At 63.4% G+C, this 14,715-nt stretch carries 13 protein-coding genes; 10 read left to right on the top strand and 3 right to left on the bottom strand.

The genetic code is table 11. The features are described from left to right. Positions 1-896: 896 nt before the first annotated feature. Together QU606_RS15830 and gspH are read right to left on the bottom strand one after the other, a co-directional pair. A complete protein-coding gene (locus tag QU606_RS15830; RefSeq protein ID WP_150056142.1) occupies positions 897-1,499 on the bottom strand; it encodes a type II secretion system protein GspJ in 603 nt (200 codons plus the stop codon). Beyond that, the gene (gene gspH / locus QU606_RS15835) at positions 1,496-1,948 is read right to left on the bottom strand and encodes a type II secretion system minor pseudopilin GspH (protein WP_024074806.1); all 453 of its coding nucleotides are present in this window, start codon (positions 1,946-1,948) and stop codon (positions 1,496-1,498) included. Before gspH ends, QU606_RS15830 begins: the two co-directional genes overlap by 4 nt. 93 nt (positions 1,949-2,041) lie before the next feature. Between gspH and QU606_RS15840 the strand changes: the two genes are divergently transcribed. Beyond that, a complete protein-coding gene (locus QU606_RS15840; RefSeq protein ID WP_102625741.1) occupies positions 2,042-2,473 on the top strand; it encodes a type II secretion system protein N in 432 nt (143 codons plus the stop codon). On the opposite strand, the gene gspI is transcribed toward QU606_RS15840, so the two are convergent. Then, positions 2,460-2,846 carry a type II secretion system minor pseudopilin GspI gene (gspI, locus tag QU606_RS15845; RefSeq protein WP_024074808.1) on the bottom strand — a complete coding sequence of 129 codons (387 nt, stop codon included), beginning with the start codon at positions 2,844-2,846 and terminating at the stop codon, positions 2,460-2,462. The genes QU606_RS15840 and gspI overlap by 14 nt on opposite strands. A gap of 148 nt (positions 2,847-2,994) precedes the next feature. On the opposite strand from gspI, the gene gspG reads away from it, so the two are divergent. The 9 genes from gspG to QU606_RS15890 all read left to right on the top strand — a co-directional run bounded on the left by gspG (position 2,995) and on the right by QU606_RS15890 (position 14,626). Beyond that, positions 2,995-3,444, top strand: a complete 450-nt coding sequence (gspG, locus tag QU606_RS15850) for a type II secretion system major pseudopilin GspG (RefSeq protein ID WP_024074809.1) — start codon at positions 2,995-2,997, stop codon at positions 3,442-3,444. Between the two features lie 8 nt (positions 3,445-3,452). Then, positions 3,453-4,331, top strand: a complete 879-nt coding sequence (gene gspK, locus QU606_RS15855; RefSeq protein ID WP_304998560.1) for a type II secretion system minor pseudopilin GspK — start codon at positions 3,453-3,455, stop codon at positions 4,329-4,331. Next, complete coding sequence (gspL, locus tag QU606_RS15860) at positions 4,328-5,398, top strand: type II secretion system protein GspL (protein WP_304998561.1); 1,071 nt, start codon at positions 4,328-4,330, stop codon at positions 5,396-5,398. The genes gspK and gspL overlap by 4 nt, the downstream gene beginning before the upstream one ends. Then, entirely contained in the window at positions 5,391-5,903 is a 513-nt protein-coding gene (gene gspM / locus QU606_RS15865; RefSeq protein WP_102625737.1) for a type II secretion system protein GspM, read from the top strand. The genes gspL and gspM overlap by 8 nt, the downstream gene beginning before the upstream one ends. Beyond that, on the top strand, positions 5,900-8,245 hold the full coding sequence (gene gspD, locus QU606_RS15870) for a type II secretion system secretin GspD (protein WP_193690499.1): 2,346 nt from the start codon (positions 5,900-5,902) through the stop codon (positions 8,243-8,245). Before gspM ends, gspD begins: the two co-directional genes overlap by 4 nt. Positions 8,246-8,538: 293 nt before the next feature. After that, positions 8,539-9,663 (top strand): IS481 family transposase, encoded by a 1,125-nt coding sequence (locus tag QU606_RS15875; RefSeq protein ID WP_304997557.1) that lies wholly within the window; start codon positions 8,539-8,541, stop codon positions 9,661-9,663. Between the two features lie 753 nt (positions 9,664-10,416). After that, positions 10,417-11,835 carry a type II secretion system ATPase GspE gene (gene gspE, locus QU606_RS15880; RefSeq protein ID WP_024074814.1) on the top strand — a complete coding sequence of 473 codons (1,419 nt, stop codon included), beginning with the start codon at positions 10,417-10,419 and terminating at the stop codon, positions 11,833-11,835. Further along, positions 11,835-13,046, top strand: coding sequence for a type II secretion system inner membrane protein GspF (gene gspF, locus QU606_RS15885; protein WP_304998562.1), 1,212 nt, complete (start codon positions 11,835-11,837; stop codon positions 13,044-13,046). Before gspE ends, gspF begins: the two co-directional genes overlap by 1 nt. A gap of 377 nt (positions 13,047-13,423) precedes the next feature. Then, on the top strand, positions 13,424-14,626 hold the full coding sequence (locus tag QU606_RS15890; RefSeq protein WP_304998564.1) for a substrate-binding domain-containing protein: 1,203 nt from the start codon (positions 13,424-13,426) through the stop codon (positions 14,624-14,626). The last annotated feature ends 89 nt before the right edge of the window (positions 14,627-14,715 follow it).

Below are 14,715 nucleotides of genomic sequence, written 5' to 3' on the forward strand. Positions count from 1 at the left end.
CACCATGTCCCCGCACACCCGTCAACCATGTGTCCGGTCCATACAGCAAACGCCCCAAAAGTAACCAAAAGGTCTGTGCCCCACCACTCGGCACCTCGCTTAGGCTCGGTGTGCCCTCACTCCGGCTTTGGAGCGTGGGCCGCCGTCATGGGCCATCCCTGGCCCAGGACGGCTAACCCGGCGTCCTGCCGGGTTACCCACGCTCCAAAGCCTGCGTTCGGCCAGCGTGGTTTAACGGGGCGCCGAAGATCAAAAGCCAAAGCGCGGCGGCCTTAGAGCCGACCGGATTTTTGGCTGGTGTACTCGGTAAAAATGTGGGAGGGGGCTTGCCCCCGATGAGGGCGTGTCAGTCACTTATTTGTTGACTGACCCGGCGCTATCGCGGGCAAGCCCCCTCCCACATTTGGATCTCCACAGGTCAGATATCTCCACAGGTCAGGTAGACCTCATCCTGCTCTGGCTCTGGCTCTGGCTCTGGCTCTGGCTCTGGCTCTGGCTCTGGCTCTGGCTCTGGCTCTGGCTCTGGCTCTGGCTCTGGCTCTGGCTCTGGCTCTGGCTCTGGCTTTTGATCTTGATCTTAGGCGCCCCGTTAAACCACGCTGGCCGAACGCAGGCTTGAATCCGTGGGTAACCCGGCAGGACGCCGGGTTAGCCGTCCTGGGCCAGGGACGGCCCATGACGGCGGCCCACGGATTCAAGCCTGTGTTCGGGCACACCGAGCCTAAGCGAGGTGCCGAGTGGTGGGGCAAGAGCCCTTTTGGTTACTTTTGGGGCTCTTTTCCAAAAGTGACCCGCTGTAAGAGCGGAACCGCCAGCCGCCATTACCGCAGCAACGGATATGCCCCCCAACCCGCAAGTAGCCATTAACGCTGCAACGGATACATACCCCAATCCCCCTACCAAACCAACCCCAAAACCTGCCGATACCGCTCCACCCCCTGCGCCGTCTGCCGCACCAGACTCACCTCCAACCCCAACGGATCCTCCCGCCGATTCCCACTCAACTGCCGCCACCCCTTATCCGCCTCCCACACCCGCACCTGCAGATCACTGACCCCCGTCAACACCACCACCCCATCCTTCGCCGCCGGCAACGGAAAGCGATCCCGCGCCGGCGCGACCGCGCGGTACAGGTTGTCGCCCTTGAGCCACCAACGCACCCGCTGCAACCCATCCCCCGCGACCGGCGCACTGCGGATCACATCCAACCGAAACCCCTTGCTGTCGGAACTGCGCACCGTCACCGCCGCCAACCCGTCCGATGGGGCCGCGCGGTCTTTCGGCGGGTTCAGTTCCACACTGGCGCGCAGGCTGACGTCGCGCTGCAACTGGTTCAACGCCCGCAACACCGCCTCGGTCTGTTCCGTGCTCGCCTGCAAGTGCTGATCGGCCCGGTTAACGCTGTCGAGACCCCGCCAGGCGATCAGGCTGACCAGCGCCATGAGCATGATCGCCACCATCACCTCGATCAGCGTAAAACCCTTCTGCGATGGGCTCATGGCTGGCTCACCACGCGCATCAAGCCGGCAGCATCGCGTTGCAGGCTGAGACGGTGTTGCCCGTCAGACAGCACCACACGCACGGGCGGGTTGATCCATTCGGCGTTGAGCACCAGGGTTTGCCGCGGCTCGATGTTGATTTGCATCGGGGTGCTCTCCCACAGGCGCGGGCGCAGTTGGGCGTCGCCCTGGAAGGCTTCCACGCCCAGGCCGTCCTCGCTGGGGCGGTTGAAGCGAAAGCCCTTGGCGTCGGCGCGCCAGGTGATCGGGCGGCCGTCGGCGCGGGCTTCGGCCTGGGCCACTTGCAGCAGTTGGCTCAGGCGTTCGGCGTCTTTGCGCAGCAGCTGCAGCGGGTCGGGCTTGATGGTCAGGCTGATGGCGGCGCTGGCGATGCCGATGATCACCAGCACCACCATCAGTTCGATCAGGGTAAAGCCATGCTGTTTCATGGTGGCGTACCTGGAAAGCTGGCGAGGTTATGAAATAAAAACGTGCGAATTGGCCTGTAGGCTGGTGCCATGGACAAACAGGAGGTCCTTCCCATGGCATTTGCCCTTCGTTTTTCACCGGCCCATGGCGTACAGGCCCTGGGCGTGCTGGCGGCGTTGGCCGGCGTTGCGGTATGGACGCCGCTGCTGCTCACCTCGGCCGAATCCCATACGCCCCAGGTTGCGCCCCAGGCGTTGGCGGCGCGCAGTGATAACCCCGCGCTGCAATGGTTCTCCACGGTGCCGGCGGCGGTGCAGGTCAAGGTTTCGGGGGTGCTGGCCGGGGCGCGTGGTGCGGTGGCGATCCTCAGCCTCAACGAGGGCCCGCCGCGCAGCTTTTTACTCGGCGAGCACCTCAGCCCCGGCGTGCGCTTGACGGCCATCGCGGGTGACAGCGTCGAGATCGAGCGCGCGGGCGAGAAGGTGCGCGTGCCCCTCGACACATTGCCGCAGGCGCCGGCCTTGCCACGGTTCACTCGGCCTTGACCTGCGGCCTGGCCAGCGAAGTCTCCAGGCGGGCCAGGGGTGGTGCGTCGCGGCTGGCGTCCAGCACTTGCACATTGACCTGCAACAGCCGGTTATCGGGGCCGATGCTGATGGTTTGTTCGCAGCGCAGTTTCAAGCGCCCCTGATCACACGTGAACGTCCTCTTGCCGGGGCTCGCACGCCCCTCCAGGCGCAATTCCGCCAGGCGACTGTGTGCCGCCAGCAACGCCATGGACTTGTCGCGCAGCAGGCCGTTGCTCTGGGTCATCAGCCCGGCCACGCGCACGGCGGCGGCCATGGCCACGGCGATGATCGCCAGCGCCACCAGCACTTCTATCAAGGTAAAACCTTGCGCGTTGCGACGGCCGTACATGGCGCTCTCAAAGCCGGGGAACAGGCCCGCAGACTAGCGCCGCGAGTTGACCGATTGGCGACCGAAGCTCCCGAGGATTTTCAATACGACTGACATGTGTTCTTGCAACACTGCGCCACGAAACGCACTCAAGCCAAGGAATGTCGAGATGGATATCGCGCGCCTAACATCCCCCACGCCAGGCCCTCGCGGGCAACGTGGCTTTACCCTGATCGAGATCATGGTGGTGGTGGTCATCCTCGGGATCCTCGCGGCCATGGTGGTGCCCAAGGTGCTCGACCGCCCGGACCAGGCGCGGGCTACCGCCGCGAAACAGGACATCGCCGGGTTGATGCAGGCGCTGAAGCTCTATCGCCTCGACCACGGCACTTACCCCACCATGAACCAGGGCCTCAAGGTGCTGGTGGAACGCCCGGCCGATGCGAAGAACAGCAACTGGCGCGCCTACCTCGACCGCCTGCCCAACGACCCGTGGGGCCACCCTTATCACTACCTCAACCCGGGCGCCAACGGTGAGGTCGATGTGTTCTCCCTGGGCGCCGACGGCCAACCGGATGGCGAAGGCGTCAATGCCGATATCGGCTCCTGGCAGTTGTAAGGCGCGCCATGAAACGGTATTCGTCCGCAGCGGCGAAGCAGCGCGGCATGGCGATTATCAGCGCCTTGCTGATCGCCGCGGTGGTGGCGGTGATCGCCGGCGGCATGCTCACGCGCCAGACCGTCTTTACCCGCGGCCTGGAAGCCGAACAGTTGCGTGTGCAGGGCCAATGGCTGTTGCAGGGTGGCCTGGAACGCAGCCGTCAGATGCTCTGGGCGGCGCGCCAGAAGGACGTGCTGACGCGCCTTGACCAGCCCTGGGTGCGCATCCAGGCCGGCGTGTTCGAGGGGCGGATCGACGATGAACAGGGCAAGTTCAACCTGCGCAACCTGGTTAACCGCGAACAGCTCGACGCCGAGCAATTGCACAGCTTCGAGCGCCTGTGCCGCACCCTTGGCGTGGACCCTGCCGTCAGCCGACGTATCAGCCAACGGGTGATCGCTTCCTACGCACAAAAGGGGTTGCCCGCCAAATACCCGATGCTGCGCAGCCTCGACGACCTGAGTGGCCTCGAAGGCCTGACCCCCGAGGTGTTGCAGCGCCTGCAGGCCTACATCAGCGTGCTGCCTGGCAATACCTGGGTCAACGGCAACACCGCCAGCGCCGAAGTGCTCAGCGCGGTGGTGCCGCAGCTCAGCCTGTCCCAGGCCCATGGGTTGGTGGCCGAGCGCGACAATGGCCATTGGTTTATCAACCGTGGGGATTTCGTCAACCGTCTGCACTTGCCCCAGGTGGCGGTGGATTCGGTGCAAGTGGGCATTACCAGCGAGTGGTTTCGCCTGCAGGGCCAGGCGCGGCGCGAGCGCCGTCGAGTGACGATCGACGCGTTGTTGCATCGCCCCGAAGACCGTGAACCCAAGGTGATCTGGTCGCGGGTGGGCGTATGAAACGCTTGCGCATTGGCTTGCCGCCGCTGGACCAGGTCAACGCTGAAAGCCGGGTGAAATTTGCTTGGCTCGACCGCGGCGTGGTGGTGTCCGAAGGGCATGAAAGCCTGACGCAATTGGGCAAGAGCCGGCAGGCCGTGGACTGTTTTCTGCACCCGCGTGACAGCCTGCTCACCAGCCTTGAGCTGCCGCCATTACCTGCTGCAAAAACCCATGCGGCGGTGGCCTGTGCGGCGCAGGCGTTGATCCTCGGCGCGTTGGACCAGATGCACGTGGCCCACGGCCCGCGCGACAGCCAGGGGCGTGTCCAGGTGGGCTGGGTGCCCAAGGCCGGCCTGGAACAGTTGGCCCAGATACTGGCGCAGGTCCAGCTCAAGCTGCGTGGCCTGTACCCGGCGCCCTATGCCTTGCCGGTAGGCGCTGCGGCGTTGGACGACGGGTATCTGTTGACCCGCGATAGCCTGCAACAAGGGACGGTTCATCCGTTGGGATTGCAGGCGCTCGATCTGCCGCTGGTGGACGCCACCCAACGCTGGAATGGCGCGCTGCCCGGTTGGGGCCTGCACGGCCACCTCAATCAAACGGCCAGCGGTGGTTGGGGCAGGGCGCTGGCCTGTGTCGCCCTGGCCACCGCCATCTGGACCCTCGGCCTGAACCTCTATGCGGCGCGCCAAGTGGACGAAGGCCAACGGCTCAAGGCGCTGATGAGCCAGCAGGTACGACAGGCATTCCCCGAATTGCCGGTGGTGCTCAACCCTTTGCAGCAGGCCCGCCAACAGCTGGCCGCGCGGCAAACCGGCGCGGCGGCCGACCCCGGCCAGCGCTTTACCAGCCTGTTGCAGATCGGCGGCAGCAACTTGCCGTTCATGGTGGGCAGCGTCGACAGCCTGGTTTTCGAACAAGGGCGCTTGCACCTTGGGTTGCTGGCCGACACTCACAGCCCGACGCTGCCAGGCGAGGCGCAGACCGCGTTGGCCCAGGCCGGTTTTACCGCGACCCGCGATGACCACGGCTGGACCCTTGGCCTGGCGCAACCGGCAGAGCAAGCGGGAGCCAGCGATGAATAAGTGGCGCCGTCTGCGTAGCCAGGCCCAGGGCTTCTGGCGCGGCCTGGCTCTGCGTGAACAACGCCTGCTCAGCGGCGCCAGCCTCGTCCTGGCGGGCATGCTGACCTGGCTGGTGCTGGTGCAGCCTGCGTTGAAGAAGATCGACTACTGGCAGGCCGAAACCCCGAAATTGCGCGCCCAAGCCGCCGCCTTGCAGGTGCTGTTACAGGGCGTCGCGGCGCCTCGGCACGCCGACGAAAGCGCACTGCGCCAGGCCCTGGACAGCGCCGGCCTGCAAGGCCGCTATCAGTTGCAGGCCCTGGAAACCGGTGGCTGGCGCCTGACCTTCGACAACGCCCCGGCCGATGCCGTGGTGGACTGGTTGCTGGGCAACCCCCGTGCATTTTCCCTAGAGGTGTCCGAGGCGCGCTTGCAGCGTAGCGCGGACGCCGTCGACAACTCGGCCGGCACTGTGTCCGGGACCGTTCGCATGGATCAGGCGCTTGGCGCTAAGGAAGCTTCATGAAGTGGTCAGTCCCCAACCCCGCGCCTTTTCGAAAGGTCGCGCCGCTGCTGTTACTGGCCTTGAGCGCGTGCAGCCATAACCCGCCGCCCGACACGCCGTTGCTGGTGGACAGCGAGCTTGGCCAGCCCTTGGCCGACACCCGGCGCAGCGGCGAAACCATGCTCGATCGCCAGCGCGAACCGGCGCCCACGCCACGCGTCCAGCACCCGCTGACCAACAGTGCCCGTGCTCATGCCCCGACCACCGTCAAGGCGCGCAACCCGCTGGGCGATCAGCCGGTGCAACTGAATTTCGTCGACGCCGATATCCAGGCCGTGGTGCGTGCGCTGTCCCGTGCCACCGGTCAGCAATTCCTGGTCGACCCACGGGTTAAAGGCAACCTGACCCTGGTCAGCGAAGGCCAGGTGCCGGCGCATCAAGCCTATGACATGCTGTTGGCGGCGTTGCGCATGCAGGGGTTCAGCGTGGTCGACGTCGGCGGTGTGGCCCAGGTGGTGCCCGAGGCCGATGCCAAGTTGCTCGGCGGGCCGATCTACAGCGCCGGCAGCAGCGGCATGCAGACGCGGACCTTTCGCCTGCAATATGAAAACGCGGTGAACCTGATCCCAGTGCTGCGCCCCATCGTGTCGCCGAACAACCCGATCAACGCCTATCCCGGCAACAACAGCATCGTCATCACCGACTACGCGGAAAACCTCGCGCGGGTGGCGCAGATCATCGACGGCATCGATACCCCCGGCGCCATCGACACCGACGTGGTGAAGGTGCAGAACGGCATTGCCGTGGACATCGCCACCATGGTCAGCGAACTGCTGGATACCCAGGGCGCCGACCAGACCCAGAAGATCAACGTGGTCGGCGACCCACGCTCCAACTCGATCATCATTCGCGCCGGCAGCCCCGAGCGCACCGAGCTGGCGCGCAACCTGATCTACAAGCTCGACAACGCCCAGAGCAACCCGAGCAATATGCACGTGGTGTACCTGCGCAACGCCCAGGCGGGCAAGCTGGCGCAGTCGCTGCGCGGCTTGCTCACCGGCGAGAGCGAGTCGGGTGTCAGCGAGGAAGCGCGGGGCAAGCTCAGCGCCATGGGCGGCACTGGCCAGACGACCCAGGGCAACACCACCACGCAGAACAGCAGCGGCACGCCCACCGGCAACGGCGTACCGTCCGCGTATGGCCAGACCGGCACCACCGGCACCAGCGCCAACGGCAGCACCGCCAGCGATCAGAACACCGCGTTCAGCGCCGGCGGCGCGACCATCCAGGCTGATGCCACCACCAACACGTTGCTGATCTCCGCGCCCGACCCGCTGTACCGCAACCTGCGCGAAGTGATCGACATGCTCGACCAGCGCCGCGCCCAGGTGGTGATCGAAAGCCTGATCGTCGAAGTCGGCGAAGACGACGCCAGTGAATTTGGCGTGCAATGGCAGGCTGGCAACCTGGCGGGCAAGGGCGGCTTCGGCGGCGTCAACCTGGGCGGCAGCGGGGTCAATGGCACGCCCACCAGCAAGACCAGCATCGACGTATTGCCCAAGGGCCTGAATATCGGCCTGGTCAATGGCACCGTGGACATCCCCGGCATTGGCAAAGTGCTCGACCTCAAGGTGCTGGCCCGTGCGTTGAAGAGCAAGGGCGGTACCAATGTGCTGTCGACGCCGAACCTGCTGACCCTGGACAACGAAGCCGCGAGCATTTTTGTCGGGCAGACCATTCCGTTCGTCACCGGCAGTTATGTGACCGGGGGCGGTGGCACCAGCAATAACCCGTTCCAGACCGTGCAGCGTGAAGAAGTGGGGCTCAAGCTGAATGTGCGCCCGCAGATCTCCGAGGGCGGCACGGTGAAGCTGGATATTTACCAGGAGGTCAGCAGCGTGGATTCCCGGGCTTCGGTGGCGGCGGGCACGGTGACCAACAAGCGCGCGATCGATACCAGCATCTTGCTGGACGACGGGCAGATCATGGTGCTTGGCGGGTTGTTGCAGGATGGCTATAGCCAGAGCAATGACGCGGTGCCTTGGCTCTCGGATATTCCGGGGTTGGGGGCGTTGTTTCGCAATGAAAAGCGCAGTGTGAGCAAGACCAATTTGATGGTGTTTTTGCGGCCTTACATTATTCGTGACGGTGGGGCGGGGCGCAGTATTACGTTGAATCGGTATGAGTTTATGCGCCGGGCGCAGGGTGGGTTGCAGCCGGAGCGTAGTTGGGCGATGCCGGATGTGCAGGCGCCGCAGTTGCCTTCGGTGGAGAAGGCGATTCCTGGGGCGCAGCAACAGCAGCAGGGGCCGCGGGCGGTGATTCGGGCGGTGCCGGTTTCTGGTTCTGGGGGGAGGCCGTGAGTGTTTTGATGGTGTACATATCCGTTGCTGCGGGAGCGGTGGCTGGCGGGTTGGGGTGCATATCCGTTGCTGCGGTAACGGTGGCTGGCGGGGGGGGGTACATATCCATTGCTGCGGTAACGGCGGCTGGCGGGGGGGTGTACATATCCATTTCTGCGGTAACGGCCACCTATGGTTCCGCTCTTACAGCGGGTCACTTTTGGAAGGACCTGTATGGACCGGACACATGGTTGACGGGTGTGCGGGGACATGGTGGACACTTTTCGGCGAGCCAATTTCGCCGGAAAGCCATCATGCCCTGGGACACGAGAGATGCCATGAGCCTGAAAGAAGAGTTTGTTGCCTTAGCAGGGCAACCCGGCAGCAACAAACGAGAACTATGCCGACGGTTCGGTATCAGTCCGCAGACGGCTTACAAGTGGCTTAACCGCTACGCGACGCTCGGCCATTCAGGGCTGCAAGATAAATCCCGAAAACCGGCTACCAGCCCCAAGCTGACCACGCCGGCCCTGGAAGCGCAGGTCATAGCGCTCAGACAAGACCATCCAGCATGGGGTGGGCGCACGATCAGCAGCCTCTTGAAAAAGCAGATTGCTCCCAGCACCGTTACCAATGTCCTGCACCGGCACGGGCTGATTCAGCCGACTACGAAGGAGCAAGAGGCAAAGCTGAGGTTTGAACACGAGGCGCCCAACAATCTTTGGCAGATGGATTTCAAAGGGCATTTCCCGACGCAAGAAGGCAGATGCCATCCCCTGACTTTACTGGACGACCATTCACGTTTCAGTTTGGCTATTCAAGCTTGTGATAACGAGCGTGGAGCCACGGTGAAAGAAAGGTTGACCGAGGTATTCCAGCGCTTCGGATTACCGGCTCGCATCAACGTTGATAACGGACCGCCTTGGGGCTCTCCACGTAACCCTGGTGAAATCACAGAGCTGAGTATCTGGTTGATTCGTCTGGGTATTCGGATCAGTTTCAGCCGCCCTTACCACCCACAAACCAATGGAAAGATTGAGCGTTTCCATCGCTCACTCAAGGCCGAAGTACTTGAAGGGCGTCAGTTTTCCACGCTCAAGGAAGCTCAAGCAGCATTTGATCGGTGGCGTGATGTTTATAACCTGCAACGGCCCCATCAGGCGCTGGACTACAAGGTGCCTATGGACCGGTATAGAGCCAGCCCATGGGCTTATCCGCAACAGTTACCAACCTTTGAGTACGGACCGGACGACGTATTAGCCAAGACTTATCACAGCCGTTTTCGTTTTCAGAAACGCTACTTCAGCATCGCCAAAGGTTTGGCTGGGCATCACATCGCAATACGGCCCAACACTGAAGGTGATGGACTGTTTGACGTGTTTTTCTGCCATCACTTCCTACGAACGATCGACGTGAGCAAACCTGACTATGGTCCATAATGTGTCAACCATGTCCCCGCACATGTGTCCACCATGTGTCCGGTCCATACAGAAGGACCCAAAAGTAACCAAAAGGTCCTCGCCCCACCACTCGGCACCTCGCTTAGGCTCGGTGTGCCCTCACTCCGGCTTTGGAGCGTGGGCCGCCGTCATGGGCCATCCCTGGCCCAGGACGGCTAACCCGGCGTCCTGCCGGGTTACCCACGCTCCAAAGCCTGCGTTCGGCCAGCGTGGTTTTACGGGGCGCCGAAGATCAAAAGCCAAAGCGCGGCGGCCTTCGAGCCGACCTGATCATTGAAGCGTACGCGGTGTGGCTTCTATTTCCTTAACCGCTGACGAAGTCAGCAATCTTTTGATCTGCTCTGGCTTTGGCTTTTGCTCTGGCTTTGCTCTGGCTTTTGATCTTGATCTTGATCTTAGGCGCCCCGTTAAACCACGCTGGCCGAACGCAGGCTTGAATCCGTGGGTAACCCGGCAGGACGCCGGGTTAGCCGTCCTGGGCCAGGGATGGCCCATGACGGCGGCCCACGGATTCAAGCCTGGGTTCGGGCACACCGAGCCTAAGCGAGGTGCCGAGTGGTGGGGCAAGAGCCCTTTTGGTTACTTTTGGGGCTCTTTTCCAAAAGTGACCCGCTGTAAGAGCGGAACCGCCAGTGGCCGTTACCGCAGCAACGGATATGTACCCCAACCCGCCAGCCGCCATTACCGCAGCAACGGATATGCCCACGCCCACCCCCAAAAAGGGCCCACCCCATGAGCCTTCTGCCCTACGCCTGGGCCAAATCCCAACGCATCCTCCTGCGCCCCAGCGAGCAGGGCATGCTGCTGACCGTCTGCCCCTCAACCCCCGGCTGGTCCATCAGCGAAGTCCATCGCCAGTTCGGCCAGGCCCGCCTCGAGCAAGTGCGCGATGACGAACTCGACGGCCTGCTCGCCAGCGCCTATGCCGATACAGGCAGCGCCGCCGCTGTGGTCGGCGCCGCCGAAAACGAAGTCGACCTCGACCGCCTGATGCAGGACATGCCCGAGATCACCGACCTGCTCGATACCCAGGACGGTGCGCCGGTGATCCGCATGATCAACGCCTTGCTGACCCAGGCCGCGCGGGACGAGGCCAGTGATATTCATATCGAGCCGTATGAAACCCATTCCGTGGTGCGCTACCGCGTCGACGGCACCCTGCGTGACGTGGTGTCGCCGCGCAAGGCTTTGCATGGCGCGCTGGTGTCGCGCATCAAGATCATGGCGCAGCTCGACATCGCCGAAAAACGCTTGCCCCAGGATGGCCGTATTGCCCTGCGCGTGGCCGGGCGGCCGATTGATATTCGTGTGTCGACCGTGCCCACCGGGCATGGCGAACGCGTTGTGATGCGCTTGCTGGACAAGCAGGCCGGGCGTCTGCAATTGGAGACCCTGGGCATGGAGCCGCAGTTGCTCGCGCGCCTCGACACCTTGATTCGCCAGCCCCATGGCATCGTGCTGGTCACCGGGCCCACCGGCAGCGGCAAGACCACCAGCCTCTACGCAGCCCTGGCGCGGCTGGATGCGAGCACCAGCAATATCCTCACCGTCGAAGACCCGGTGGAGTACGACCTGCCGGGTATCAGCCAGATCCAGGTCAACGCCAAGATCGACATGACCTTCGGCCTCGCGCTGCGGGCGATCCTGCGTCAGGACCCGGACATCATCATGATCGGCGAAATCCGCGACCTGGAGACCGCCCAAATCGCCGTGCAGGCCTCGCTCACCGGCCACCTGGTGCTCGCCACCTTGCACACCAACGACGCGGTGTCGGCGGTCAACCGCCTGATCGACATGGGCGTCGAACCGTTTTTGCTGGCCTCGTCACTGCTGGGCGTATTGGCCCAGCGCCTGGTGCGGCGCCTGTGCCCGCATTGCAAGCAGGAAGACCCTGCCGCGCCTGGCACCTGGCGCCCGGTGGGCTGCGCGCAGTGCAACCAGATCGGCTACAGCGGGCGTACCGGCATTCATGAGTTGTTTTGCGTCGACGACGATATCCGCAGCCTGATCCACCAAGGCGCCGGCGAGCAGGATTTGCGCGTGGCCGCACGCCGTGCGGGGATGTTCAGCATGCGTGAAGACGGCGAGCGCTGGGTGCGCAGCGGCGCCACCGCACCGGAAGAAATCCTGCGCGTGACACGGGACGCCTGATGAATCGCTATCGTTATGAAGCCGCCGATGCCAGCGGCAAAGTCGAGGCCGGGCACCTGGAGGCCGACAGCCAGAGCGGGGCGTTTGCCGTGCTGCGCAGCCGTGGCCTGACCGCGCTGCGGGTGCAGGTCGAAGGCAGTCAGCAAAGCGCCGCCGGCAGCAGCCTGTTCAGCGCCAAGCTGTCGGACAACGACCTGGCCTGGGCCACGCGGCAACTGGCGAGTCTGCTCGGCGCCAGCCTGCCGTTGGAGGCGGCGCTGAGCGCCACGGTGGAGCAGGCCGAGAAAAAACACATCGCCCAGACCCTGGCCGCTGTGCGTGCCGATGTGCGCGGCGGCATGCGGTTGGCGGATGCCTTGGCGGCACGGCCACGGGACTTCCCGTCGATCTACCGCGCACTGATCGCGGCGGGGGAGGAGTCCGGTGACCTGGCCCAGGTGATGGAACGCCTGGCCGACTACATCGAAGAGCGCAACAACCTGCGCGGCAAGATCCTCACTGCGTTCATCTACCCCGGTGTGGTGGGGCTGGTGTCGATCGGCATCGTGATTTTCCTGCTCAGCTACGTGGTGCCGCAGGTGGTCAGCGCGTTTTCCCAGGCGCGCCAGGACCTGCCGGGGCTGACCCTGGCGATGCTCAACGCCAGCGACTTTATCCGCGCCTGGGGCTGGCTGTGTTTCGGCGGCATCGTCGGCAGCTTCTGGGGTTGGCGCCTGTACCTGCGCAACCCGGTGGCGCGGTTGAACTGGCACAGCCGGGTGCTGCGCTTGCCGCTGATCGGGCGCTTCGTGTTGGGCCTGAACACCGCGCGGTTTGCCTCGACCCTGGCGATCCTCGGCGGTGCCGGCGTGCCGTTGCTGCGTGCGTTGGAAGCGGCGCGGCAAACCCTGTCCAACGAGCGCCTGAGCCAGTGCGTCAACGATGCCACGGCCAAGGTGCGCGAAGGCGTCAACCTGGCCCCGGCGCTGGCGGTGGAGAAAGTCTTCCCGCCGGTACTGATCCACCTGATCGCCAGCGGCGAAAAAACCGGCTCGTTGCCGCCGATGCTCGAACGCGCCGCGCAGACCCTGTCGCGGGACATCGAACGGCGTGCCATGGGCATGACCGCGTTGCTGGAGCCGTTGATGATCGTAGTAATGGGCGCGGTGGTACTGGTGATCGTGATGGCGGTGCTGTTGCCGATCATCGAGATCAACCAACTGGTGACCTGACTCCCACATTGGACCCTGTCTGTTCAGTCGATTTTGGGGCGGGCCGATATCGCCGGCCCTCAACCTCGGGTTCCTCATTCCGTCACATCCACCCCCCTCGCCACAGCCCGCGCCGCCTTGACGAAACCCACGCTGAAACCTCGCTGTCACCTGCCGCCAAACCGCTCAAAAGCATGACCAAAACACCCGAGAATCTTTTTAAAAATCAAGCCCTTCCTCCCGAGGTTTTTTCGTTTTGCTGTCATCGGAAGCTGCCAAATTCCTAACCCATGGCCTCACCCCTCGCCACCCCCGACACACGGCTTGGGACCGAAGCCATGGCGTCATGCAAGAGCCATCTACCCCAAACGTACAAACACGATGAAAGGAGATTCTTCATGTTTAAGCGCAACGTTCTCGCGGTATCCATGACCCTCGCTGCACTGTGCTCGGCACAGGCTGCAATGGCTGACATCAACGGCGGTGGTGCGACCCTGCCACAGAAGCTGTACCAGACCTCCGGTGTGCTGACTGCCGGTTTCGCCCCTTACATTGGTGTGGGCAGCGGGAATGGCAAGGCAGCCTTCTTGACCAACGATTACACCAAGTTCGTGGCCGGCGTGAGCAACAAGAACGTGCACTGGGCCGGTAGCGATTCGAAGCTGACTGCGACTGAACTGTCGACCTACGCCACCAACAAACAACCTACCTGGGGCAAATTGATCCAGGTGCCTTCGGTGGCTACTTCGGTTGCCATTCCTTTCCGCAAGAGCGGTGCCAACGCGGTGGACCTGAGCGTCAGAGAGCTGTGTGGTGTGTTCTCCGGCCGTATCACTAACTGGAGCGGGATTTCGGGCGCTGGCCGTACTGGCCCGATCACGGTTGTCTATCGCAGCGAGAGCAGCGGTACCACCGAGCTGTTCACGCGTTTCCTTAACGCCAAGTGCGCCGAGACCGGCACTTTCAACATCACCACCACCTTCGGCACCAGCTACACCGGTGGCCTGCCTGCCGGCGCTGTTGCCGCCACTGGCAGCCAGGGCGTGATGGATGCCTTGAACGATACTTCTGTCGCTGAAGGCCGCATCACCTACATGAGCCCTGACTTCGCTGCGTCTACGCTGGCCGATCTGGACGACGCCACCAAAGTCGCTCGTGTTGGCAAGGACGTAGCCAACGGCATCCAAGGTGTTTCGCCGGCCCCGAGCAACGTTTCCGACGCCATTGCTCAGGTTCTGCCACCTAACGACCCGAGCGCTCCGCTCGATGTCACCAACCCGGACAACTGGGTTCCAGTGTTCGGTAAAACAGGCGTGGCCGGTGTCCAGCCGTACCCGGATTCGGGCTACCCAATCCTCGGCTTCACCAACCTGATCTTCAGCCAGTGCTACGCCGACGCTACCCAGACCAGCCAAGTGCGTGCCTTCTTCACCAAGCACTTTGGCGACACCAACAACAACGACGACGCCATCACGGCCAACCGTTTCGTACCGCTGCCAGCTAACTGGAAAACCGCCATCACCGATAACTTCGTGACGGCAAGCAGCGCGTTGAGCATCGGCAAAACCAACGTTTGCAACGGCATCGGTCGTCCGCTGTAACCCAAGCTTTCACCGACCTGCAACACCTGATCAGCAACGGCCTGTGCCGTTGCTGATTTTTTGCGTTGCGATTTCTTCTGTAGGAGCGA

The sequence above is a fragment of the Pseudomonas sp. OVF7 genome, assembly GCF_030644265.1.
In the GTDB taxonomy this organism is placed as follows: Bacteria; Pseudomonadota; Gammaproteobacteria; order Pseudomonadales; family Pseudomonadaceae; genus Aquipseudomonas; species Aquipseudomonas gorinensis.

Bases quoted from the DNA above. Each gene is read 5' to 3' on its own strand.
- gspK (WP_304998560.1), top strand. From the start codon at position 3,453: ATGAAACGGTATTCGTCCGCAGCGGCGAAGCAGCGCGGCATGGCGATT.
- gspM (WP_102625737.1), top strand. From the start codon at position 5,391: ATGAATAAGTGGCGCCGTCTGCGTAGCCAGGCCCAGGGCTTCTGGCGC.
- gspL (WP_304998561.1), top strand. From the start codon at position 4,328: ATGAAACGCTTGCGCATTGGCTTGCCGCCGCTGGACCAGGTCAACGCT.
- gspG (WP_024074809.1), top strand. From the start codon at position 2,995: ATGGATATCGCGCGCCTAACATCCCCCACGCCAGGCCCTCGCGGGCAA.
- QU606_RS15875 (WP_304997557.1), top strand. From the start codon at position 8,539: ATGCCCTGGGACACGAGAGATGCCATGAGCCTGAAAGAAGAGTTTGTT.
- gspE (WP_024074814.1), top strand. From the start codon at position 10,417: ATGAGCCTTCTGCCCTACGCCTGGGCCAAATCCCAACGCATCCTCCTG.
- gspH (WP_024074806.1), bottom strand. From the start codon at position 1,948: ATGAAACAGCATGGCTTTACCCTGATCGAACTGATGGTGGTGCTGGTG.
- QU606_RS15840 (WP_102625741.1), top strand. From the start codon at position 2,042: ATGGCATTTGCCCTTCGTTTTTCACCGGCCCATGGCGTACAGGCCCTG.
- QU606_RS15890 (WP_304998564.1), top strand. From the start codon at position 13,424: ATGTTTAAGCGCAACGTTCTCGCGGTATCCATGACCCTCGCTGCACTG.
- gspI (WP_024074808.1), bottom strand. From the start codon at position 2,846: ATGTACGGCCGTCGCAACGCGCAAGGTTTTACCTTGATAGAAGTGCTG.
- gspD (WP_193690499.1), top strand. From the start codon at position 5,900: ATGAAGTGGTCAGTCCCCAACCCCGCGCCTTTTCGAAAGGTCGCGCCG.
- gspF (WP_304998562.1), top strand. From the start codon at position 11,835: ATGAATCGCTATCGTTATGAAGCCGCCGATGCCAGCGGCAAAGTCGAG.
- QU606_RS15830 (WP_150056142.1), bottom strand. From the start codon at position 1,499: ATGAGCCCATCGCAGAAGGGTTTTACGCTGATCGAGGTGATGGTGGCG.